The sequence below is a fragment of the Harryflintia acetispora genome, assembly GCA_004340125.1.
Classification (GTDB): Bacteria; Bacillota; Clostridia; order Oscillospirales; family Ruminococcaceae; genus Harryflintia; species Harryflintia acetispora.
Genome location: SLUK01000004.1, coordinates 112,781 through 135,371, shown reverse-complemented (window position 1 = coordinate 135,371; position 22,591 = coordinate 112,781). Strand labels below are relative to the sequence as shown.

Annotated in this window: 23 protein-coding genes and 1 pseudogene; 10 read left to right on the top strand and 14 right to left on the bottom strand. The window is 58.9% G+C overall.

Translation table 11 applies throughout. The annotated features are described in order from the left end of the window. Nucleotides 1-355 precede the first annotated feature (355 nt). Nucleotides 356-1,108, top strand: coding sequence for a fumarylacetoacetate hydrolase family protein (locus tag EDD78_RS06305; RefSeq protein ID WP_079698281.1), 753 nt, complete (start codon nucleotides 356-358; stop codon nucleotides 1,106-1,108). 34 nt (nucleotides 1,109-1,142) lie between these two features. Next, nucleotides 1,143-1,763, top strand: coding sequence for a hypothetical protein (locus tag EDD78_RS06300; protein ID WP_079698282.1), 621 nt, complete (start codon nucleotides 1,143-1,145; stop codon nucleotides 1,761-1,763). Between the two features lie 107 nt (nucleotides 1,764-1,870). Here the strand turns inward: EDD78_RS06300 and EDD78_RS06295 are convergent, their stop codons facing one another. The 4 genes from EDD78_RS06295 to EDD78_RS06280 form a co-directional block, all read right to left on the bottom strand. Next, nucleotides 1,871-3,085: a YibE/F family protein gene (locus tag EDD78_RS06295; RefSeq protein WP_132084357.1), complete on the bottom strand. Its 1,215-nt coding sequence runs from the start codon at nucleotides 3,083-3,085 to the stop codon at nucleotides 1,871-1,873. Nucleotides 3,086-3,109: 24 nt separating this feature from the next. Further along, nucleotides 3,110-4,702: an ABC-F family ATP-binding cassette domain-containing protein gene (locus EDD78_RS06290; protein ID WP_132084356.1), complete on the bottom strand. Its 1,593-nt coding sequence runs from the start codon at nucleotides 4,700-4,702 to the stop codon at nucleotides 3,110-3,112. Between the two features lie 111 nt (nucleotides 4,703-4,813). Further along, nucleotides 4,814-5,140: a branched-chain amino acid transporter permease gene (locus EDD78_RS06285; protein ID WP_079698461.1), complete on the bottom strand. Its 327-nt coding sequence runs from the start codon at nucleotides 5,138-5,140 to the stop codon at nucleotides 4,814-4,816. Continuing rightward, entirely contained in the window at nucleotides 5,137-5,841 is a 705-nt protein-coding gene (locus EDD78_RS06280; protein WP_132084355.1) for an AzlC family ABC transporter permease, read from the bottom strand. The genes EDD78_RS06285 and EDD78_RS06280 overlap by 4 nt, the downstream gene beginning before the upstream one ends. Nucleotides 5,842-5,969: 128 nt before the next feature. Here EDD78_RS06280 and EDD78_RS06275 point away from each other — a divergent pair, with 128 nt between their 5' ends. Beyond that, a complete protein-coding gene (locus EDD78_RS06275) occupies nucleotides 5,970-6,608 on the top strand; it encodes an HAD family hydrolase (protein WP_132084354.1) in 639 nt (212 codons plus the stop codon). A 43-nt stretch (nucleotides 6,609-6,651) separates the two neighbouring features. On the opposite strand, the gene EDD78_RS06270 is transcribed toward EDD78_RS06275, so the two are convergent. Beyond that, the gene (locus EDD78_RS06270) at nucleotides 6,652-7,848 is read right to left on the bottom strand and encodes a GGDEF domain-containing protein (protein WP_165873128.1); all 1,197 of its coding nucleotides are present in this window, start codon (nucleotides 7,846-7,848) and stop codon (nucleotides 6,652-6,654) included. A gap of 406 nt (nucleotides 7,849-8,254) precedes the next feature. Between EDD78_RS06270 and EDD78_RS06265 the strand changes: the two genes are divergently transcribed. Next, nucleotides 8,255-9,574: a hypothetical protein gene (locus EDD78_RS06265; protein WP_132084352.1), complete on the top strand. Its 1,320-nt coding sequence runs from the start codon at nucleotides 8,255-8,257 to the stop codon at nucleotides 9,572-9,574. Between the two features lie 77 nt (nucleotides 9,575-9,651). Here the strand turns inward: EDD78_RS06265 and EDD78_RS06260 are convergent, their stop codons facing one another. Then, entirely contained in the window at nucleotides 9,652-10,035 is a 384-nt protein-coding gene (locus tag EDD78_RS06260) for a desulfoferrodoxin family protein (protein ID WP_079698289.1), read from the bottom strand. Between the two features lie 171 nt (nucleotides 10,036-10,206). On the opposite strand from EDD78_RS06260, the gene EDD78_RS06255 reads away from it, so the two are divergent. The 4 genes and pseudogenes from EDD78_RS06255 (at nucleotide 10,207) to EDD78_RS06240 (ending at nucleotide 12,783) form a co-directional block, all read left to right on the top strand. After that, nucleotides 10,207-10,617 carry a metal-dependent transcriptional regulator gene (locus tag EDD78_RS06255; RefSeq protein WP_132084351.1) on the top strand — a complete coding sequence of 137 codons (411 nt, stop codon included), beginning with the start codon at nucleotides 10,207-10,209 and terminating at the stop codon, nucleotides 10,615-10,617. Nucleotides 10,618-10,886: 269 nt separating this feature from the next. Further along, a complete protein-coding gene (locus tag EDD78_RS06250) occupies nucleotides 10,887-11,531 on the top strand; it encodes a cyclase family protein (RefSeq protein WP_132084350.1) in 645 nt (214 codons plus the stop codon). Nucleotides 11,532-11,789: 258 nt separating this feature from the next. Continuing rightward, nucleotides 11,790-12,171: pseudogene (locus EDD78_RS06245) on the top strand (TnpV protein). A 165-nt stretch (nucleotides 12,172-12,336) separates the two neighbouring features. After that, nucleotides 12,337-12,783, top strand: coding sequence for a GNAT family N-acetyltransferase (locus EDD78_RS06240; RefSeq protein WP_132084349.1), 447 nt, complete (start codon nucleotides 12,337-12,339; stop codon nucleotides 12,781-12,783). A 253-nt stretch (nucleotides 12,784-13,036) separates the two neighbouring features. Here EDD78_RS06240 and def read toward each other — a convergent pair whose 3' ends face one another. Both def and EDD78_RS06230 read right to left on the bottom strand, forming a co-directional pair. Continuing rightward, nucleotides 13,037-13,492, bottom strand: a complete 456-nt coding sequence (gene def / locus EDD78_RS06235) for a peptide deformylase (protein ID WP_132084348.1) — start codon at nucleotides 13,490-13,492, stop codon at nucleotides 13,037-13,039. After that, nucleotides 13,474-13,728 (bottom strand): helix-turn-helix transcriptional regulator, encoded by a 255-nt coding sequence (locus tag EDD78_RS06230; RefSeq protein WP_132084347.1) that lies wholly within the window; start codon nucleotides 13,726-13,728, stop codon nucleotides 13,474-13,476. The genes def and EDD78_RS06230 overlap by 19 nt, the downstream gene beginning before the upstream one ends. 150 nt (nucleotides 13,729-13,878) lie before the next feature. On the opposite strand from EDD78_RS06230, the gene EDD78_RS06225 reads away from it, so the two are divergent. Further along, entirely contained in the window at nucleotides 13,879-14,745 is an 867-nt protein-coding gene (locus EDD78_RS06225; RefSeq protein WP_132084346.1) for a collagen-like protein, read from the top strand. Between the two features lie 20 nt (nucleotides 14,746-14,765). Here the strand turns inward: EDD78_RS06225 and EDD78_RS06220 are convergent, their stop codons facing one another. Then, nucleotides 14,766-15,278, bottom strand: a complete 513-nt coding sequence (locus EDD78_RS06220) for a ferritin (RefSeq protein WP_132084345.1) — start codon at nucleotides 15,276-15,278, stop codon at nucleotides 14,766-14,768. A 202-nt stretch (nucleotides 15,279-15,480) separates the two neighbouring features. Between EDD78_RS06220 and licT the strand changes: the two genes are divergently transcribed. Continuing rightward, on the top strand, nucleotides 15,481-16,323 hold the full coding sequence (gene licT / locus EDD78_RS06215; RefSeq protein ID WP_079698296.1) for a BglG family transcription antiterminator LicT: 843 nt from the start codon (nucleotides 15,481-15,483) through the stop codon (nucleotides 16,321-16,323). A gap of 61 nt (nucleotides 16,324-16,384) precedes the next feature. Here the strand turns inward: licT and EDD78_RS06210 are convergent, their stop codons facing one another. From EDD78_RS06210 to EDD78_RS06190, 5 genes are all read right to left on the bottom strand, one after another. Then, nucleotides 16,385-17,860 carry a PTS transporter subunit EIIC gene (locus EDD78_RS06210; RefSeq protein ID WP_079698297.1) on the bottom strand — a complete coding sequence of 492 codons (1,476 nt, stop codon included), beginning with the start codon at nucleotides 17,858-17,860 and terminating at the stop codon, nucleotides 16,385-16,387. 138 nt (nucleotides 17,861-17,998) lie between these two features. Then, entirely contained in the window at nucleotides 17,999-18,256 is a 258-nt protein-coding gene (locus EDD78_RS06205) for an HPr family phosphocarrier protein (protein WP_079698298.1), read from the bottom strand. Nucleotides 18,257-18,279: 23 nt separating this feature from the next. Beyond that, nucleotides 18,280-18,774 carry a PTS sugar transporter subunit IIA gene (locus EDD78_RS06200; RefSeq protein ID WP_132084344.1) on the bottom strand — a complete coding sequence of 165 codons (495 nt, stop codon included), beginning with the start codon at nucleotides 18,772-18,774 and terminating at the stop codon, nucleotides 18,280-18,282. Nucleotides 18,775-19,179: 405 nt separating this feature from the next. Next, nucleotides 19,180-19,944 carry a copper homeostasis protein CutC gene (locus tag EDD78_RS06195; protein ID WP_079698300.1) on the bottom strand — a complete coding sequence of 255 codons (765 nt, stop codon included), beginning with the start codon at nucleotides 19,942-19,944 and terminating at the stop codon, nucleotides 19,180-19,182. Between the two features lie 22 nt (nucleotides 19,945-19,966). After that, a complete protein-coding gene (locus EDD78_RS06190) occupies nucleotides 19,967-22,306 on the bottom strand; it encodes a sensor domain-containing diguanylate cyclase (protein ID WP_132084343.1) in 2,340 nt (779 codons plus the stop codon). Between the last annotated feature and the right edge of the window lie 285 nt (nucleotides 22,307-22,591).

Genomic DNA, 22,591 nt, shown 5'->3' with positions numbered 1-22,591 from the left:
ACCTCCTCGTTTTGATAAGGTCGGCTGTGTTTATATTGCGGACACCTGCCCGCCTCCTGATAATCTGCATTATACGCATGGATGAGGACTTTTGCAAGGGTTTTTAGCTAATTCCTCCATAGTAACGAATGAAAACGTATTAATTTATGGCATTGTGACTAAAATATTTTTATATTTATTCCCTTGAACGAATATTTATTCTATGAATTGTATTTTCTTCCAGGAGCGAACGCTGTTTAATTTCTTTCAGATTATTTGACGAAACCTGACGAAAGCGGGCGAATGGTACTTTTCTGGGAATAGAAACTGTGATATAATCGGTTTTAGTAAAATTAAGTAAAAAGGGGGCGGAAATTTGAAGCTGGTTCGTTTAAAAACACGGGACGGCATCCGCTATGGCGTCATCAAGGGCGGGGCAATCTACGAGGTGCAGGGGGACATTTTCGAGGGGCTGCGCATGAGCGGCCGTTCCTTCCCGCTCGAGGGGGCGAACCTGCTCCCGCCGGTTCAGCCGGGCAAGGTCGTCGGGGTGGCCTATAATTACAGGGAGCATGCGCAGGAGCGGGGACTTCGGGCGCCCAAAGAGCCGCAGCTCTTTTTAAAACCTCCTTCGGCGGTGACGGCACCCGGCTCAAGGATTCCCTGGCCGCCGCTGTCCAAGCAAGTGGAGTTCGAGGGGGAGCTGGCGGTGGTCATCGGCCGCCCGGCCAAGAACATCGACATGAAGTACGCGCAGGACTACATCCTCGGGCTGACCTGCGCCAACGACGTCACGGCGCGCGATTTGCAGCTTCCGGGGAGCCAATGGGCGCTGTGCAAGGGGTTCGACGGTTTTCTCCCGCTCGGGCCCTGTGTGGTGACCGGGCTCGATTATAAGGAATTGCAGCTGACGGTTTCCCTCAACGGGAAGGTCCGGCAGCAGGCAAATATGGGGGACATGCTCTTCGGCATCCCCGAGCTGGTGGGGTATGTTTCGCGGGTCATGACGCTGCTTCCGGGGGACGTGATCCTCACCGGGACCCCGGCGGGCAGCGCTCCCATGCGCCGGGGGGACGAGGTCAGCGTGGAAATCGGGGGGATCGGCACGCTGCGAAACACAATGGGATAAACGACTTGACAACACAGACTGGAGCATACGACAGATGGAGATCCCCATAATAGGCAACCTTTTAAAGTCCGCCGGGTGTGGCGTTGTGGCGGCGGCATTGCTCGCCGCCTTTTTCCTGTCCGATTCATTTTGCTTTCTCCTGCCGCCGGTGCGCATTGGGGATTTCAAGGAGATCGAGGATTTTGAGGATTCGGGAAACTACTTTACTCTCGCGATTCCCGGAGCGCAGGACACCGGGATTTGCACCTACAGCGATACGATGAGCGGCGCGGTGTATGAAGAGATGATCTACTATTGCGAGCTGGAAGAGATTGGATTCCTGATCGCGAAGCCGATCCGGGAGGGATACGAGACGCCCGAGGAGATGCCGCTCTCCCTGCCCGGGGGAGATATGATCGCCAAGGTCGGGCCGGATGAGGACTACCGCGGGGTGGCCGGCGACGTGGACCGGGAACATGGGTATTCGGAACATAAGCCGCTTTATGAAAACATCCTGGTGGAATCGGAATTTTATTTCCTGCGCGGGCGGGTCAACACCATCCTGATCCTCGCCGGTTCGGCCGCCGCGCTCGCTTTCATGCTCGCCTTCTTTTGGCAGTGGCAAAAGGAACGCGGCCTGGCCCGCCAAAGGGAGCGGGCGTCTGCCTGTGCGTAGATGGGGGAGGCGCCGCGCCCGGCCCGGATAAAAGCTGAGGGCGGGGGCTGCCGATGTCGGCAGCCTCCGCCCTCAAGCATTCGTAAGAATTTTACCTGAGCGATTATTCACTTGGCCTTCGCCCCTGCCGCGGCCCTTTTGCGCAGGCGCAGCTTGTGCAGCGCGCAGGTGACGGCGGCGGTACAGGGCACCGCGCAGAGGATCCCTATGCTCCCCGCCACCGACTGGAGCACCTCGACGGCCACCATCTCCCGGTTGAGCACCGCCGAGAGGGAATGGTTGTAGGCCATCAGCAGCAGGATCACGTTGAGCGAGCTGCCCACGTAGGCCAGGATCAGGGTGTTGGCCATGGTGCCGATGATGTCCCGTCCGATGTTGAGCCCCGAGCGCATCAGCTCCCCGGCACTGAGATTGGGCTGATAGGAAAGCAGCTCGTCGAGCGAGGAGGCGATGGACATCGCCACGTCCATCACGGCGCCCAGCGCCCCGATGGCGATGGCCCCGAAGATCACCCCGCGCAGGTCGATCATGTGGTCGGGGTTGATCAGCCGTACAAACATCGAGTCCTCGTCCACCAACCCGGAAATCTTCATGCTGTATTCCATGACCACGGTGAGGATCCCCGCGACCCCCACCCCGCCGATACACCCGGCGGCGGCCGCTAGGCTCTTGGAGGAGGGGCCGGCCACGATCCCCAGGGTCATCACGATGATGAATGAGGCGATGATAAAGGTGAGCAGGTAGATGTTCACCCCCTTGATGATGGCGGGGATCATCACCAAAAAGACGGAGGCGGTGGTAAAGATCAGGGTGATTACCGTGTTGACCCCTTTGCGCCCCCCGAAGAGGACGAGCAGCAGCAAAAACGCCCCGATGAGCAAAAAGAGGCTCTTGTCCCGCACATGGTCGCTGGCGAACCACACCGGGTCGTCGTTTTCGTCGAAGTCGAAGGTGACGAAGATTTCGTCTCCTGCCCTGTAGGGGTAGAAGCTGGCCGAGGAATTCTGCTCGATGTGCTGGCCGCGGATCTCCACCGTTTCGCCCGTGAGAAACCCGTCGAGCAGCTTGACAGTCAGGTCCATCTTGGGGGTGACGATCTCGGTGTCGCCGTAGGTGGTGCTTTCGAGATGTACGTCGGAAGCGGTGAGCACCTTTGCCCGGTAGTAGTCCTGCGAGAGGGTCTGGCCCGCGAAATAGGCGTTGTCCCCCGTCGCCAGCCGGTAGCCGGTGAAGAGAAAGATAAGGGAAAAAAGAATGAGAACGATGGTGCAGACCGGATTCCGGTGCCCGGCGATCCAGCCGGGCAGCTTGGCTCTGTCCAAGGCGCGCCTCCTTTTGAATTTGGATTATTTCTGTTGATCCTTCCAGACGAGGTATTCGTCGTAGGTGGTGCTGCGGTCGATCAGGCCGTTGTCCGTCAGTTCGATGATCCGGTTGGCCACCGTCTGGATAAACTGGTGGTCGTGGGAGGAAAAGAGGATGATCCCCTTAAAGTCGATCAGGCCGTTGTTGAGTGCGGTGATCGACTCGAGGTCGAGGTGGTTGGTGGGCTGGTCGAGCAGCAGCACGTTGCTTCCCGCGAGCATCATCCGCGAGAGCATGCAGCGCACCCGCTCGCCGCCCGAGAGGACCGAGACCGGCTTTAGGGGCTCCTCGCCGGAAAAGAGCATCCGCCCGAGGAAGCCGCGCACATAGCTTTCGGCGTCGTCAGAAGAGAACTGGCGCATCCAGTCGATGAGGTTCAATTCAGACCCGTCGAAGAAGGCGGAATTGTCCTTGGGGAAATAGGACTGGGAGGTGCTCACCCCCCATTTATAGCTGCCGGAGTCCGGCTCGAGCTCGCCGCTGAGGATCTGCAGCAGGGTGGTGGTGGCCTGCTCGCCGCCCAGAATGGCGACCTTGTCCTCCCGCCCGAGGCGGAAGGAGACGTTTTGCAGCACCGGGACGCCGTCCACCGTTTTTGAGAGGTTCTCCACCGCCAGGACCTCCTTGCCGACCTCGCGTTCCGGCTTGAAGGAGACCCAGGGGTAGCGCCGCGAGGAGGCGGGCATCTCGTCGATGGTCAGCTTTTCGAGCAGCTTCTTGCGGGAGGTGGCCTGCTTGGATTTGGACTTGTTGGCCGAGAAGCGCTCGATGAAGCTCTGCAACTCCTTGATCTTGTCCTCGGCCTTCTTGTTCTGGTCGCGCAGCATCTGCTGGACCATCCGGCTGGACTCGTACCAGAAGTCGTAGTTGCCCACATAGAGCTTGATCCGGTTGTAGTCGATGTCCACGATATGGGTGCAGACGGTGTTGAGGAAGTGCCGGTCATGCGAGACCACGATCACCGTGCCGGCGAAGTCGAGCAGGAAGTCCTCCAGCCAGTCCACCGAGCGCACGTCCAGGCCGTTGGTCGGCTCGTCGAGCAGGATGATGTCCGGCTGTCCGAAGAGGGCCTGGGCTAGAAGCACCTTGACCTTTTCGGGCTGGGAGAGGGCGTGCATGGGGGAGGAGAGCAGGTCCTGGCTGAGGCCCAGCCCCTGCAAAATCCGTCCGGCCTCGGTCTCGGCCTCCCAGCCGTTTAGCTCGGCGAATTCGCCTTCGAGCTCGGCGGCGCGCTCGCCGTCCGCTTCGCTGAAATCCGGCTTCTCGTAGAGGGCGTCCTTCTCCTTCATGATCTCATACAGGCGCGGGTTGCCTAAAATGATGGTGTCCAGCACCGGGTATTCGTCATACTGGAAGTGGTCCTGCCGAAGGACCGACATGCGGCAGCCCTTGGCGAATTCCACCTCGCCGGTGTAGCCCTCCAGCTCGCCTGAGAGGATTTTGAGGAAGGTGGACTTCCCCGCGCCGTTGGCGCCGATCACCCCGTAGCAGTTGCCGGGGGTGAATTTGAGGTTGACCTTGTCAAACAGCTTGGCGGCGCCAAACTGAAGGCCCACATTGGTTACCGTAATCAACGAGTCATCATTCCATTTCAAGTAAAATACAAGAGCCCGGCGGCTTTGGCCGCCGGACCGCAGAACCTTGTCCATTATAACACATTTGCAGGGGAATATGCTACCTGTTCTCTAGACAAAGACGAACTGCACCAGCGCCATGTAGAGCAGGGTGCCCCCCGCGATACTCAGCAGGGTGTTGCGCCGCCAGAGATGGAGCGCCACCACCCCCGCCACGGCGATCAGCTCGGGCAGGGCAAAGGGATAGCGCAGCGGCGTGATCCCCTTGAGGCAGTAGACCACCAGCATCCCCATGATGGCGAAGGGGAGCACCTGCCCGAGGTAGCTCACCAGCGCCGGGGTCTGCTTCCCGCGAAAGAGCAGGAAGGGCAGCGCCCGGGTGAGGAGGGTGCAAAGGGCGATCACGAAAAAGACGATGAGCGACTGCGAGGTGGTCAGCACTGTGCCTCGCCCCCTTTCCGGAGCCGGCGGCGCAGCAGGATGAGGGAGAGCAGGATCAGCCCCATGGCGGGCAGCAGGAAGTTCTGCGCCCCGAAGAGGAGAAGGCAAATAACGCTCGCCAAAAGCCCCACCAGCGCCGGGGGATGGCTGCCGGGCATGCGCCACTGGTCGGTGAAGATGACCACGAACAGGGCGGTCATGGCAAAGTCGATCCCCTTGGTGTCGAAGGAGAAGGAAGACCCGAGCACCCCGCCCAGGAAGGAGCCGGCGATCCAATAGATTTGGTCGAGCAGCGAGGTGAAGAGGTAAAACCAGCCCTTGTCCACCCCCTCGGGCACCTTGGCCGAGCAGAGCAGGGAGAAGGTCTCGTCGGTCAAAGAGAAGACGAGATAGGGCTTCTTTTTCCCCATGCCGGCATATTTGTCGAGCATGGCGATCCCGTAAAAGAGGTGCCTGGCATTGACCAGCAGGGTCATCAGCACCGTCTGCACCAGGTGAAAGCCGGAGGAGAGCAGCCCCACGGCGACGAACTGCATGCTCCCGGCATAGACGATCAGGCTCATCAGCGCCGACCAGCCGGCGTGGTAGCCCTTTTGCTGCATGAGGATGCCGAAGGCGATCCCCAGGAACAGGTACCCCGCCATCACCGGGATGGTGAGCGGGAAGGCGGCCGCGAGGGCCTTACGTTGTTTTGTCATCCGTTGTCGCTCCCGAAATTGGTTTCTATTCATTGTACAATAGGAACAGCAAAATGTCCACAGCCTGTCCGGCTTGCGTTTGCGGGAAGCTGTGTTAAAATAGAAAAAACGGGAAGCGGGAGGAAACGATGGGAAAAACGACGACGGTGATCTGGGACTGGAACGGCACGCTGCTCGACGATGCGCCGGTCTGTGTCGCTGCGATCAACGATATGCTGCGCGAGCGCAGTCTGCCGCAGCTGAGCGCCGAGCGCTACCAGGAGATATTTTGCTTTCCGGTGAGCGAATACTACCGCAAGGCCGGGTTCGATTTCAGTAAGGAGCCGTTTGAGCGCCTGGCGGTGCTCTACCATGAGCGCTACCTTGCGGCGAGCGAGCGCTGCCCGCTGTGCGAGGGGGCGCTGGACACGCTGCAGGAGCTGCAGCGCCGCGGCGTGCGCCAAGCGGTGCTCTCCGCCTCGCACCAGCGGCACCTGCTCTGGCAGATGGGCCTTTTCGGCCTCCTCGGCTACTTCGACGAAATATTGGGCGTTTCGGACATCTACGCGCGCAGCAAAGCGGAGCTGGGACAAGACTTTGTCCGCCGCCGGGGGCTGGACCCCGCCGGGGTGCTCCTGGTGGGCGACACCGAGCACGATTATGAGACGGCGCGGGCCATCGGCTGCCGCTGCCTGCTGATCCCCGGCGGGCACCAGTCCCCCGGGCGGCTGCGCCGAAGCGGCGCCACGGTGCTCTCCTCGCGGAAAGAGATACTGGAATATCTATAAGAGCCAGCCCCCTTCGGCGAAGCCGAAGGGGGCTGGCTTTTGATCAGCGGGCCGCCCGGCGGCCCACCTTGTGCCGGTACATCCGCTCGTCGGCCAATTGCAGCACCTGCTCGGCCTCGATCTTTGTGCCCGCAGGGAGGTGCACCACGCCGTAGCTCAGCGACATGTCGTATCCGGGGTGGTAGAGCCCGGAAAACGCTTGCAGACGGCTCGCCGCGTCCCCGCAGCGGGCCTGGGCCTCCTCCTCGCGCACCTCAGGCAGCAGCGCCATGAATTCGTCCCCGCCCATCCGGCAGAGGAGCGCCTCGCCGCCGAAGGCCTCGCGCAGCGCCCCCGCGGCGGCGAGGATATATTCGTCCCCCTCCTTGTGGCCAAACCGGTCGTTGACCAGCTTGAGGTGGTCCAGATCGAGAAAGCAGACCGACAGCTCCCGCCCCCGTGAGAGCATCTCCTCCAGATGTCCCTGGCCAAACCGCCGGTTATACAACCCGGTCAGCTCGTCGTTGAAGGCAAAGGCGCGCAGCTCCTCGCTCTCCCGGGTCCGCAGGCGCAGCAGCTGGCGGGAGCGGGAGCGGTATTCCAGCAGTACGCACATCCGGGTGCTGTGCCGGAAGATGGTGTAGAAGGCGGCGAACAGGATGAAGGCGGTGCTCAGGTGGAACAGCGGCAGCAGCCGGTTTGGGGAAGGGGCGTCGAACCCGAGGCTGAGGATGAGCAGATAGAGGTTCATGCATCCCAGCGAAAACACCACGAAGCGCAGCTGGTCGGGGGTGCCCAGCAGCAGGAGCATGGTCTGCAGCTCCATCACCTTTCTAAAGAACAGCACGAAGAGGGCGCAGCCGAACATGGTGGTGCAGAGCGAGGCGTAATAAAGCTCCCTCTGCGCGAGGATTTCCCAGGGGGTCGCCCCGCAGATCAGGGAAAACAGGGAGATGACGATCATCCGCATACAGATCAGGTGGAAGAGGAACATTCCGGTGGCGAAGAGGGTTCCGAGGAATCCGCAGCGGTAAAGCAGAAGGTGCTCGACGAGCAGCACCAGATAGGTAATGAGATAGGTCAGCGCCAAGGGAAGGCCCAGCGCGCTGTAAACGCCCATGATCAGGCAGTTGACGGCGCAGGAGACGAGCAGGCAATCTCCCTCGCGCAGCCGGGCGCCGAACAGGGCCCCCATATAGGAAAAGGATAACGCCGTATAGGCGATCAGGCCGCAGAAAGCCGGCAAGCTTTCCCAGTACATAATCATCCGTCCCTTTTTGAATCCTTGCCCCTTGCTGCGTATTGCTGTGTATATGCGACGCATACGCAACAACGCGCCAGGCACGCAAGGAGACTGATACATCCTATGCCTGTAAATGGGGAACGGTGAAAAGCGCCCTTGCGCCCCGCGGCAAAAACGGCGGCCCGACATCATGTCGGGCCGCCGTTTACAAATGACCGCAAGATAAGGTTTCCTGTTGGCAAATTTTGATTCTGTTTTGAAGGACGGGCGAATAAACCCCCCGCCTTTTTTTAAAACCATCCTAATTATATCCTCTTCTGGCGATTTTTGCAAGGGAATATGCCTCCTTCCCCCTGCCTCCCGGCCCTCATATGACCGCTGGTAACCTTATCTAGCGGTCTATTATGAGGGAGGGAAAACGGCATTGAAACTACGAATATCGGCGCTGCTCCTGGCGGCGGCAGTCCTGCTGCCGGCCGTCCCGGCGGACGCTGCCGGGACGGGGATCACGGTGACGGTGCGGGAGGGCTACCAGTGTGATTACGGGGTGGACATCCCCTTTACCCCCTCGCCCCGCACGGACAGCTACACCTTCGCGCTCTACGAGGGCAACGGTACGTCGGGAAGCCCCGAGGTGAGCGCCGAGGTGACAGTCCCCTCGGCCGGGACGGTGCACCTGCCGCTGCGCTACGACGTGGGCGGCCCGAGCACCTGGACGCTCAGCGTGACGGCGCATGTCCGGTCGGGGCGGGAGGCGTTCGACCGGGAATCAACGGCCACGAAAGTTTTCACCACCGCGCCGGTCTGTGGCTGCCCGGCGGGGACGGAGGGGGCCTTCTACGCCGGGGACGGGAGCGAAAGGAGCCCCTACCGGGTCGGGACGCCCCAGCAGCTGCAGCACCTGAACCATACCCGGCATCTCGCGGCGGGCCAGCATTTCCGCCAGACGGCCGACCTCGACTTTTCCTCCTTCGGCAACTGGACGCCGATCGGAAATGCTACGGCCGCCTTCACCGGGAACTACGACGGGGACGGGTATGTGATCTCGAATTTGTCCTGCGTGCAAAACGGCCTTGATCTTGAAGGGCTGTTCGGGTTGGTGGGGCCTGCTAAAATTGAGCGAATGGGGATTGTAGATTCCCAATTTATAGAAAACAAATCTACAGGAACCCAGCTTTGTATGGGAGCGTTCATAGGGCAGTCTTCCGATACTACGTCACTCGATCAGTGCTATATCAAAAACTGTACCATCTCCGCCCCTTATGCCTCGACTCTCGTCAGAGTAGGCGGGCTGGTTGGGCAGAGCCTTGGAGCCATCTCCGATTGCTATGTGGTTGATTCTTCCGTCACGGGAAGCGGCCGAGAGGACGACAGCTTCCATGTAATTGGCGGCGGACTGCTCGGCACCAGTTGGACCCATTTGACCACGGCGCCCAGAACCTCGAGAAGTTATACCCTTTCCACTGCCGTTTCCCGGTTCTCGACTTCGACCATGGGGGTGTTCTGCGGCGCCACCCTTGTCGGAAGTGTCGATTCTTCCTGCTTCTTCACACCGACAGCCGGACTCAATCTTGGAACCGGATGGAGCGGCTCCGAAGAAGGTCTTTTTTCCGCCACCCAGCTCATGAGCGAAGCCGAGTTCGGGAACCAATCCAATTTTACCGCCAAGGGGTGGGATTTCAGCTCGGTCTGGCGGATGGACGCCGCCCTCGGCTATCCCGTCCTGCGCGCTTTCGACCGCTGAACGCCTAAGCCATATAAAACGGGAGCCCGCAAACCCATAAGGTTTGCGGGCTCCCGCGGAAAGACAGGGAAGCGAAATCAAAGGTCGGTCTTCCACAGCCCATGCAGATTGCAGTAGGCGTAGACCGCCACCGGCTCGTCGTCCACCACCGCGAACTCGACCACCGGAGCCCCGTCGACCGGCAGGCTCTTGCGCTGACCGCCGTGCTTGGTCTGCAGATAGACAAAGCCGATGTGGTGCTCCTCTGACATCGGATGATGGGTGCTGCCCACCTCGACGCGGATCTTGCCCTTGTCATTGCTGACCACCGGCAGGTGCTTTTCGGCGGCGCCCTCGCTGGTGTTGGCGTGCAGCTCGCTCATCGGCTCGCCGCAGCAGATCAGCTGGACACCGGCGTTGTAGATCATGCCGACCAGGTTGCCGCAATGCTTGCAGATAAAGAATTTCTGTTCGTTTTTCATAACAATTCCTCCTGTGTCTCAATTCCCTGCTGTTAGTATGCCCAGTATACCAGTATTTGTCGCAAAATTTAAGTCAAAATCTATGAATGAATTGAAAATTAGTCCAAACTAACAAAATCTCTTGCGCCTTGGGGAAAGAGATGCTACAATGGGGGAGAGGGGGCGGGGAAGATGGAGCTGGGCGAATCGGCGGAGAACTACCTGGAGACGATCCTGCTGCTGCAGCGTGAGCATGGGCCGGTGCGTCCGGTGGAGATTGCCAACCGGCTGGGCTTTTCCCGCCCGAGCGTCTGCCACGCGGTGGGGCTGCTGCGTCAGGCAGGATACCTGGAAAGCCAGGACGGCCGGCTGCGCCTCACACCGAAGGGCGAGGCGGCGGCCGGGGAGGTCTTCGAGCGGCATTTGCTGCTTTGTCGGATGCTCCGCTCCTTCGGCGTGGGGGAAGAGGCCGCCGGGAAGGATGCCTGCAAAATGGAGCACATCGTCAGCGAGGAGACGGTGCGCTGCCTGCGCGCGGCGTTCGGGGAAGCGCCCCGGCGCGGGCCGATCGTGCGCCAGGGCGGGCACAACAGGAGAGGATAAAAACACCCTTGCGGCTTAGCGGGGTGTTTGTAAGACAGTAAATAAGAAAACGGCGTGACTTTCGTGGTCACGCCGTTTCTTTTAGCAGATAGCCGCAAAGCGGCGCAAGGGGTGCGATCACTTGTTCAGAACACAGTGACGAAAACGCCCCGGATATTCAGAGGTCTGGAACGTTTGCCTCGTAGAGTGCGCATACGGGGTTGCCCCGTGTAGAAGCGCGCCCTTGCATCTGCTCGACAAATAGTAATTTAACAAGGAGGCATTTAAGTATGAAAGTTATTGATTTGACACATGTTGTCAAAGAAGACATGCCCGTTTACCCGGGCACAGAAGCCCCGCTACTTGAGCCTGCAAACACTTATGAAAAAGATGGTTTTAAAGAAACAAGAATATCTATGTTCTCACATACAGGTACACATATGGATCCGCCAGCACATCTTTTCCCGCAGAGAACTACTTTGGATCGTTTTCCTCCGGAACAGTTTATTGGGAAAGCCGTTGTGATCGACTGTCGAGATTTGTCCGAAGGGGAATCTATAACGATGGATCGCATTTGTCGTGTGGGTGAAAAAGCCGAACTGGCTGACTTTCTTTTGTTCAATCTTGGATGGGATCAACGTTGGGGATCAAAATCATATTTTGGTGACTATCCTTGTTTGGATGATGAAGTAATGGACTATGTTTTGAAGGGAAAGTATAAGGGAATCGGTTTCGATGTGATCGGACTTGATCCGATTGCGGATACCAATCTGACACGGCATAAGAAGTTGTTTGCCAAGACAGAAATTGTGAATATTGAAAACCTATGCCACCTTGAGCAATGCGGTCCCGGGTTATTCTGGTTCAGCTGTTTCCCTTTAAAGATAGAGAATAGCGATGGCTCTCCAATCCGGGCAGTTGCTTGGTTCGAATGACAAAATCCCAGTTGTAAAAACAAGATTTCACAGGGGTTTACCATGCCCCATAGAGTTTTAATAAAATCCTCCAAATGCCTTGAAAATAAAGGATTTATCGCAATCAGTCTACCTTATCCCTTTATATGATTTCACACAATGTTACCCTTGTTCTGCATAATCATAAGGGCAGAAAAATCTGATAACACAATATAACAAAGTGTGGTAATCGGGAAACTGTGATGTATGTGCGAATAGATTATTTTGGAGGACAACACTATGGAGAAATATATTTATGACGAAAACAACGGACTTTGGTATGAATTACAGGGAGATTATTATATCCCGTGTCTTGTTTTACCACTCGAAAAAGGAAACAAGCCCATTGGTTTATAGGGACAGCGGCATTTGCACTATCTCAGAGAAGCATAAGCGACTTGGGTATCTCAATCTACTGACAAGTGGCAGACTGAATGAATACCTTGCGAGTGTAAACGAGCAGGCAGAGAATATGTTTTCTCAGCTGATAAAGGAATATGCTGACAAGCAGGGCGTGACAGAACGGTTAAAAGCTGAAAATCAACTTTTGTGGATGCAAAAAATGAATAACATTCGGGCGTGTGTACGGGAAATTGTAGACATGGAGATAATCTATTTATAGGCAGCAAGCGGCTCTTCTGCGGTGTGTAGAAGTGCCGCTTAGACCTAAACAAATGCAGTTTGGGGAATTGAAAAAAACCTATGCTTTCGTGTATAATTGAGAAAGAAAATCAGATAGAGAAATCTGAATTTGACGGTAGAATGCGGCGAAAAGGAGTACCAGAGAATGCGTTTTGAAAAAACGGATGTTCAATCGGCAGACGCACAGATGCTTTTGTATGAATTGAATGTGGCCTTGATGGGTATTCTTGGCCATAATGGAACAAAACATGTTTGTCTGGACGATTTCAATCATGACAAGTCTTTTTTTGTGATAGGCTATGATGAAGATATGCCCGTTTGCTGTGCGGGGATTCGTAAATTTGATGATACCACTGGAGAAGTCAAACGAGTTTTTGCAAAGAAGAATCATCGGGGATATGGAGCGGAGTTAATGGCCGCAGTTGAAACACTGGCGCTGGATTGTGGCTACAGACGGCTTATCCTAGAGTGCCGGGAAGGTAATCCTCATGCGATTGATTTCTATAAAAGAGTAGGCTATTTGCCCTGTGAAAATTATCCTCCTTATAAAAATGAAACGGACGCCGTCTGCCTAGAAAAGAAATTGCTGTGATTACGAATATTTCATAAAAAAATTTTCAGTTTGACAATTTACTATTTGAAGATATTTCGGCTCCATATTATCATATGGCCGGACAAACTACAAGAACAGCCACAGCAGTTTGCACTGCTGTGGCTGTTAACTGTCTTACGAACACCGCCCATTGCCGCCTGGGTGCTTTTTTGCAGGTCGGCCACAAAATAAAACGGCCATGGCCGTAGGCCGGTCGTAAGAATCGTAAAAAATAGCTCGGAGAGATATTTTTTTACAGCTCGATCCATTCCAGCGCGCGGTCGGGGAGGGATATCCCGTCGAGATGGTCCAGCTCATGGCAGAAGCACTTGGCAAGCTCTCCTTCCCCCTCAAGCAGCAGCTCGTTCCCCCATTCGTCCAGCGCCTGCACGCTCACCCAAAACGGGCGCACGGTGCTCGCCCAGCGCCCGGGGAAGCTGAGGCACCCTTCCAGGCAGAGCTGTTCCCCGCTCGCGCCGACCAGGCGGGGATTGACCAGCTGCAAGAGGCCCTCTCCCAGATCGATCACCACCAGCCGCCGCAGGACCCCAATCTGGCAGGCGGCCAGTCCCGCGCCGTTTTGGGTGTGGTACATCGTCTCGGCCATGTCGCGCAGCAGAGCGCGCACCCTGTCGTCCACGGCCTCCACCGGACGGCAGGGGAGGTGCAGCGCCCGGTCGTCAAACAGCCTCAATTCTCGCAGCGCCACTGGCTTACCCCCTTGCTTTTGTCCACCCGGGAGCGCCGCACGCTCTCTTCGAAGAGGAAAACCTCCTCGATCCGGAGGCCGAACACCTGTGCAAGGTCGTGCGCCAGCCAGATCGAGGGCTCGAATTTTTCGGTTTCGATGGCGTTGATGGCCTGGCGGGAAGCGCCTGCCAGCTCGCCCAACTGCTTCTGGGTGAGCCCCCGCTCCTCCCGCAGCTGACGGATACGGTTTTTCATGGAAGTCCCTCCGATTTGTCGTGTTAACCTTACAAACAGGATAACAGATACAACCTGTCTTATCAAGTTGACCTGACAGACAGTCCCCCATTGGGGGATGGTGGAATAGGATAGAGTGGGGCAATCCAATCCACGAAAAGGAGACTATTTATGAATCGGGAATTTCCCTTTTATAACGGGTGCTGGCGGTACTGCTGCTGCCCGCCGTCCGACAATGGCAGCCCGGCAAACGAGACTGGAGCCACCGGGCCGATGGGCCCTCCGGGCCCACCTGGTTCCCCCGGCGCAAACGGCGCTCCCGGGCCGAGGGGCGCCACTGGCCCGGCCGGAGCGGCGGGCGCCACCGGAATGATGGGAACGACCGGCGCGACGGGCCCCACTGGGGCGACCGGGGCCACCGGCCCCACCGGAGCGACCGGGATACAGGGCGCCACCGGTCCGACAGGTCCGGCCGGTCCCGCTGGCGTGACCGGAGCGCGGGGATTTATCGGCGCGACCGGGCCCACGGGGGCGGATGGCGCAACTGGGCCTACCGGGCTGGCTGGAGCGGCGGGAGCGACCGGAGTTACCGGTCCCACCGGACCGACCGGGGCCACCGGGACCGTCCCGGGCGACTCCTACGCATCCTTCATCAATTTTGGCGCGTCGTTCGCCGATGCCACGCTGATCCCAATGCGGATGGCGGTGGCGGACCCGGCCGGGAACATCACGATGGCCGACCCCAGCCGCGTGTCGCTCGCGCCGGGGGTGTACGCTATTTCCTATGAGGTGTCGACCCTGCTGGACGCTCCGGGGTTTATCCAGGTGACGCCGTATTATAACGGCGCTTCCCACATCGAATACGGCATCTATTTTATGACCGGCACCGGCACCGGGCGTTCCAGCGCCAACGGCGCGGTGTCGCTGATCATCGAGGTTCCGGCGCAGACCATTTTCAACCTGACCTTCAACAGCCCCGTGAGGGCCACCGAGGGCGCCCTCACCATGGTGATTACCAAGCTGAGAAGCGGGACCTGACCCTGCCATGCGGCTCTCGCTCAGAGCACCAGGGTGGGCGGAGCGTAGACACGCGCGGCCAGCTCGCTGTCGAGCAGATAGAGCCCCTTTGCCTCGCCGCCGAAGAGCTCCATCTTGGTGATCAGATCGTGGGCGCTCTTCTCCTCCTCGCCCTGCTCCTTGATGAACCAGTCGAGAAACTGCATGGTGCGGAAATCCTTGGCCTCCTGCGCGGCGGCGTAGATGGCGTGGATCAGTCTGGTGACGTACTCCTCGTGCGCCAGCCCCGCTTTGAGCGGGTCCATCGGGGCCTGCGGCGTCTGGTCCGGCTTCGCGATGGCCTCGAGTACCACGCGAAAGTTGTTGTTGTGCAGGTACTGGTAGAAGAGCATGGCATGGTCGCGTTCCTCCTGGGCCTGGACCTGGTACCAGTTGGCGAAACCGTCCAGACCCTTGTCGGTGAAGTAGCTGGCGAAATCGAGGTAGAGATAGGCGGAATAAAATTCCTGGTTGACCTGGGCGTTGAGCAGCCCGGACACCCTGTTGTCCAGCATGGGGAAAACCTCCTTTGACGTATTCTCACTGTCAGTATGGGACAGGAACGGGCGAAACAATCTGTTAGTTTTAACTAACGATTGCGGTTGCGGCAAATTTGCGCATTTGCCCGCTGGACAGATTGGCCAAAACCGCTTATACTAGAGGCAGGGAAAATTTGCCTGTTGACCGTGCCCACCTTGAGGACAGCGGAGGGATTCGATGAAGATCGAAAAGGTTTTGAATAACAACGTGGCGGTCACCCGGGACGAACGGGGAAGGGAGAGCGTGGTCATGGGCCGCGGCCTCGCCTTCAAGGGGAAGCCGGGGGATGTGATCGACGAAGGGCTGATCGAGAAGGTGTTCACCATCTCGGACCAGGGCGTGCTCGACCGCTTCCAGCAGCTGCTTTCCAATATCCCGATGTCCCATGTGCTGCTCAGCGAGCGGATCATCAACTATGCCAAGATCAAGCTGGGGAAGAAGCTCAACGACAGCATCTACGTCACCCTGCCCGACCATATCTCGATGGCCATCCAGCGCCAGGAGGAGGGGATCGTGCTCAAAAACCCGCTGCTCTGGGACATCCGGCGCTTCTACCGGGACGAGTACGAAATCGGCCTCAAGGCCAACGAGGTGGTCAAGGAGGAGACCGGGGTCGAGTTCCCCGAGGACGAGGCCGCCTTTATCGCGCTGCACTTCGTCAACGCCCAGCTCGGCGAGCAGATGGCCAACGTCTACGATATCACCTACCTCATGCAGGAGGTCTGTGGGATCGTCAAAAGCTATTTTGGGATCGAGTTCGACCTGGAGTCGCTGGACTATTACCGGTTCATCACCCATTTGAAGTTCTTCGCCCAGCGCCTGCGCAACAACCAGCACTACGAGGACGACGACGAGGACCTGCTCGAGGTGGTGCGCTTCAAGCACCGCGCGGCCTACCTCTGCGCGCAGAAGGTGGCGGCCTTCGTGCTCGATAAGTACGGCTACCGCCTGAGCGGGGAGGAGCTGCTCTATCTCACCGTGCATATCGCGCGGGTGACCCGCAAGCCGAACGAACCATAAGAAAAGCGCCCATCTCCTGGGAGATGGGCGCTTATTCGCGTGATAGGGCGGACAGGAGCTGTTATTTCATCAGCTTCTTGAATTCGTCGGCCACATGCTGGACCTGGGTGCCGACGATGACCTGTACGCTGGTCTTGCTCGGGCGCATGACGCCGGCGACGCCAGCGGACTTGATCAGCTTTTCGTTGACCTGGGTGTAATCCTTGATCTCCAGGCGCAGGCGGGTGATGCAGTTGTCCACGCTGGTGACGTTTCCGGCCCCGCCGAGGCCCTCGAGGATAACCCGGGCGACCTCGGTGAAGTCATTGTTGGAAAGGACCACCTTGGTTTCGTCCTCGTCGTCGTCCTCACGGCCGGGGGTCTTGAGGTCGAACTTGGTGATGGCGAAGCGGAAGACCAGGTAGAACACCGCGAACGCCGCAATGCCGAGCGGGATGATCATCCAGGTGTTGGCCGCTGCCGGCAGGCTGGCGGAGAAGAGCAGGTCGGTGGCGCCGGCGGAGAACGAGAAGCCCGCGCGGAAGCCGACCAGAACGGTGATAAAGGTGAAGATGCCGTACAGCAGCGCGTAAGCGACGTAGAGCAGGGGCGCCAAGAACATGAACGCGAACTCAAACGGCTCGGTAACGCCGCAGATGAAGGCGCACAGGGCGGCGGAAGCGACGATACCGACGGCGACCTTGCGCTTGTTGGTCTTGGCGGTATGGATCATCGCGAGCGCGGCGCCCGGGATACCGAACATCATGCACGGGAAGAAGCCGGACATGTACATACCGAGGTCCCAGCCCACCTGAGCCGAGGTTTCGCCCGCCCAGAAGTGGGTCAGATCACCGATACCGATGGTCGGGAACCAGAACACGTTGTTGAGCGCGTGGTGCAGGCCGACCGGGATCAGCAAACGGTTGAGGAACGCGTAGATACCAGCGCCGATGGCGCCCATGCTGAGGATGCCGTTGCCCAGGGCGACCAGGCCGCCGAAGATGATGGGCCATACGAACAGCAGGATCGCGGCGGCGACGATCGAGACGACCGCCGTGACGATGGCGACGCAGCGCTTGCCGCTGAAGAACGCCAGGAAGTCCGGCAGCTTGGTATTTTTAAACTTGTTGTAGCAGGTCGAACCGATGATACCGGCCAGGATGCCGATGAAGGCGTTCTGAATGCTGTTGAACGCGATCGTCTTGGAGGCGTCCTCGGCGACACTCGGGATCAGGGTGGTGACCACTCCGGTGCTCAGCAGCTTGGTGATCATCAGCCAGGAAACCAGGCCGGCCAGCGCCGCGGTACCGTCGTGGTCGTCCGACATACCGATCCCGACGCCGACGGCGAACAGCAGCGCGATGACCGGGCCGTCAATGATGGCGAGCGCCGCCTGGACCATGAAATAACCGATCAGCGGGATCGCCCCGGTGATCTCTCCGCCCTGCATGGACGCCGGGCAGAGCAGGTAGCCGAGACCGGAAAGGATACCGGCGATCGGCAGCACTGCCACCGGCAGCATCAGGGACTTGCCTAATTTTTGCAGGTACTTCATCATAAGTGCATACCCTCCTCATTGTTTGCGCGGCTTCGTTGGCCGCGCTCTTTGTTTTTGGCCCGCCCCGCGCCCGTCCACCCTCAAAGGGCCCGGGGGAGCGCTTTATCAGAACCCGTTTGCCTTACGGGATTCCAACCTCTACAGGTTGCCCTGGAAGAAGGCCTCCAAATCCTTGGCGGCCGTTTCCTCGTCCCCGCCCTCGCAGGTCACGCTCACGGTGTCGCCCTGTTTTACGCAGAGTCCCATCAGGGCCATGATCCGGGTGGCGTCCGCCTCCTTGCCGCCGGCCGCGACGCGGACCGTGCAGGAATATTTCTTGGCCTCCTTGCACAGCAGCCCCGCCGGCCTCGCGTGGATTCCGAGCTCGTCGCGGATGGTGTAGGTAAAGCTCTTCATGCGCCGTCTCCTCCTTTTAGGGATTATTTCTTCAGCCGGATCAGATCGTCCAGCTCCCCGACGTGGGCGCCGGGGAGCGGCTCGAACCCGGCGTAGGCGTCCGAATTGCAGATGACCACCGGAGTGATGACGTCGTATCCGGCGCCGGTGATCCCCGCGATGTCGAACTCGATGAGCAGCTCGCCTTTTTGCACCCTCTGTCCGTTTTTGACATGGGCGGTGTAGAACTGCCCCTTGAGCCCCACGGTGTCAAGTCCCACATGAATGAGAATTTCGACCCCGTCGTCGCTGGTCAGGCTCACGGCGTGGCCGGTGTCGAACATGGTTTCGATCGTCCCGTCGGCGGGGGCGACGATCCGGCCCTTTCCCGGCCGGATGGCGACGCCCTTGCCGAGAATCTCCTGCGAAAAGGTGGGATCGCCGACCTCACTGATCGGGACCGCTTCCCCTTCCAGAGGGGCCTGGATGACAAGCCCGCTCTCGCCAAAACCGAACATATCCTTTAGTTTCCCGAACATTTCTCCCATCATCCTTCCCGGCTGCCTCTGGAAATAAAAACTTGGTTCCGGCTTTTTTAATGCCCCGCTGTGCTTGGCAATAAAAAAGACCAAACCCCGCCTACCGCACCCCGCGGCTGACGAAATTTGGTCTTGCCTGCATTACCAGTAACAACCCATTCGTATTAAATTATACGTTTAACAACGGTATTTTCATGCCGATCCAGCAACCCCAATTTATAGATTGAAGCCGAAACGAAGCGAATGAATGCTTCGTTTTTTGTGCGTTTTACTGGAAAAACACACCAGTCGCTGAATCTATAACTAGTATAACAGCGGAAAAAACCAAAATCAATTGGAACATGCAACAGTGATTTTGTTAATATCTTGTACATATTTGCCAAAACAAATATGGCATACTTGTCTTCATTGCACGGACAGGTTTTCTTCGAGGACCTGGACGGCGGCGGCCACCGCCGCTGGGTCGGTGCGCCAGAGCTGGTATTCGTCCAGGGAGGCGACCCCCATGCTCACATTGGGGTTGCGGTAGGTCATGCCGCTCTTTAGCACCCGTTTGCCGGACATATGAAAGCTGCGCAGGGGCGTGTCCCGCAGAAAATCGGAGATCACCCCGGCGTTCACCCCGCCCCCGACCAGGATGTCCGGCCCGTTTTCGCCCGCGGCTTCGGCCAGGCGGCAGAGCAGCTCTTTGCCCGCGGTGCAGCTGTTTTGCTGGCCCGAGGTCAGGATGGCGCCGATCCCGAGGGACCGGGCCTGCTCCAGCGCCAAAAAGGGATCGCGGCACATGTCGAAGGCCCGGTGCAGGGTGACGGACATCCCGCCGGCCTCTTCCATCAGCGCCCGCATTTGGGGAAGGTCCAGCTCTCCGCCGGGGGTCAGGCAGCCGATCACGAGCCCCTCGGCCCCGGCCTCGCGAAAGAGGCGCGCCTCCTCGCGCAGCACCCGAAGCTCCTCCCCGGTGTAGAGGAAATCCCCGAAGCGGGGGCGCAGCAGCACATGGATGCGTATCCCGCACTGCCTGCGGATCTCATGGAACAGGGCGAGGCTGGGGGAGAGCCCGCCGGTGATCAGGCTGCTGCACAGCTCCAGGCGGGTGGCGCCGCCCTGGTATGCCGCCAGCGCGGACTCCACCGAATCCACGCAGCATTCGAGCGTATAGGTTTTTTTCATATGAACCTCCATTCTGTGAGGGCTATTGTTCGTTCCACTTCGTCTTCTCAAAGGTCCAGATAGATTCCCTGCATTGGGGGGAGTAGTCGGGGGAAGGGAAGATATGCAGGAAGATGCACTCGCCGTCTTTTTTTCGGTAGAGCAGCTGGGGCTCCTCGCCGCGTCCCAGGCGCTTCTCCAGCGCCTGGTAGTCCAGCAGCGCCAGCAAGGCCTTGCGGTCCATGGCATCGACGCTCTTTTCGGCGTAGCTCTGGAGCGCGGCGCTGAACTTCCCGCCTGCGGCCTGCACGGCCCGCTGGAAGTAGGCGGGGATATAGATCGTGCGCAGGGAGTCCATGCGCAGGTCGACGATGTACACCCCGATGTACTTGGAGGCGAGCGCCGAGCGGAACACATCCAAATCCCGCTTCTCCTGCAGCAGAGCCTCGAGCTGGCGGTTCATCTCCCGCGCCTGCTGTTCGCCGTCCCGGTTCTGGTAATATAGCCGCTTGGCCTCGTACATCTTTTCCTCGGCGCGCTTCACCATCTCGAAGACCAGCGGCGCCCGCTCGCGCCGTTCGACCCCCAATGAGACGTGGTAGCCGCAGTCCGCGATGGCCTGCTCGAGCGCCTGTATGCGCCGGCCGACCTGCTCCTCGCCCTCGCCGAGGCAGAAGGCGGCGAATTCGTCCCCACCGATCCGGTAGGTGTTCTCCTCACCGAAGCATTCCTTGAGCGCCTCGGCGACCGATTGCAGCATCCTGTCGCCCGCGATGTGGCCGAACTGGTTGTTGATCTCGTGCAGCCCGTCCGCGTCGAGATAGACGCAGCAAAGGGAGAGGTCCCCGCCTTTTTCGTACTCCTCCATCGCCTTTTGGAAGCTGTTGCGGTTGAGCAGTCCGGTCAGGTGGTCCATCATGCCCATCTCCTTGATGGTGAGGAAGGATTCCATATTGTACAGCGCCATCGAAAAGCTGAGCACGACGCTCTGCAGCAGCTCGGCCGAGGAAAAGCGGCGGCCGAGGTTATAAGCGCCCAGCACGCCCGCGTGCACGCTGTCAGGGTTCCTGACGCTGACGAGCATAAGGCTCTCCACCCCGGCACCCTGAAGCAGCTCATATTCCCGGGGGCTTTCCTCAGCCAGGGACGAGAAGTCGTAGCACACGAGGCTGCCCTGTCGGGTGAGCATCGCACTCAGGCGGGGGAAATGCTTGGCCGAAAGGTTTTCCCAGAACCCGTTGGGGGCGTCGTCCCCGCCCGTCCAGACGTAGGCATGCCTGCCCTCGTGGCTGCCGTAGAGGAGGAAAAAGGCGCCCTGCGCCTGCAGCATGCCGGCGACCTTGTGCAGCGCTTCCTCGAACAAGCCGGGGTCGCGCGCGGCGTTGAAGAGGACGTTTTCGATCTGCAACATATACTGCACCCGGTCCAGCTGGGCATCCTTTTCGCGGGTTTCGCGCCGGGTGCGCAGGAGCAGCCAGACAAAATAGAACACCAAAAAGAGCGCCTCGAGCCCGGCCAGCAGCATGAGCATGCGGCGGATTTTCTGGGCGTCGGCCAGGGCGACGCTCTCGGGCAGGGAGAACATGAGCATCCAGTCGTTGATCCCGGCCGGCTCATAGGCGCAGTAGAGGTATTCCCCCGCGGTATTCGAAAAGAAGGCCGTCTGGCCGGATTTCCCCTCGTCCATGTCGCGGATCACCTGCTCCAGGCTGTAGCCCTCCTTGATCTTGCGCGAGCGGAGGCCATGGATATTCCCCAGGTAGTCGTGTACCGTGTCCACCAGGAAATTGCCGCTTTTCCCCTCGATGACGCACAGCCTCGAGCCCTCCTGCGACAGGTTGTCACTGTAAAAATGAGGCAGCGTTTCGAGGTCGATCACGGCGCAGAGCAGCGCCTGCGTTTCCCCGTCTTTGACGATCGGGGCATAGCTGCGCAGGATCATCCCGCTGCCGTCAAGCTCGTTTTGTCGGCCGGAGATATGTTCGCCCAGCACCTTCTCCCGCTCGTAGGAGAGGGCGTCCGAGGCGTCGGTAAGGCTGCCGTCCATGCTTAGGATTTGGTCGCCCGGCAGCAGGATTTCCAGACGGGAGATAAGGGAGCCCCCTTCGAAGGAGGAGAGCAGGCGCAGGGCCGGCTCGGAATCGAGCCCGTCAAGCTCGGCGAACTGCCGCGCGGTCAGCTTCAGCAGCTGGCGGCTGCCGGAGACGTTGCTCTTGAGCTCCTGCCCGAACTGCAAGGTTGCCTGGCGCAGCATACGAAAGCAGGAATCGGTCGCAAGGGCCGTGATCTCCCGCGAGGCGAAGAGGAAGGCGGCGCCCAGGCAGAGGGAGAGGAAAACGGCCGCAAGAATATGCGGCTCGCTGCGCCTGCGTTTCGCTTTCACCGTCCATGCACCTCCCGGATGAAAATAGCGGCCATAAAAGTCCGTATCATTGCTTTTCTACCGCCATTATACCATGAGCGCAAAGCGCGAATGGTATAATCGGCCATCGCCGTGGGCGGGCCAGTGAGATCTGTATAATAGTCGCTTTGCGACTATTATACCATGAGCGCAAAGCGCGAATGGTATAATTGGCCATCGCCGTGGGCGGGCCAGTGAGATCTGTATAATAGTCGCTTTGCGACTATTATACCATGAGCGCAAAGCGCGAATGGTATAATTGGCCAT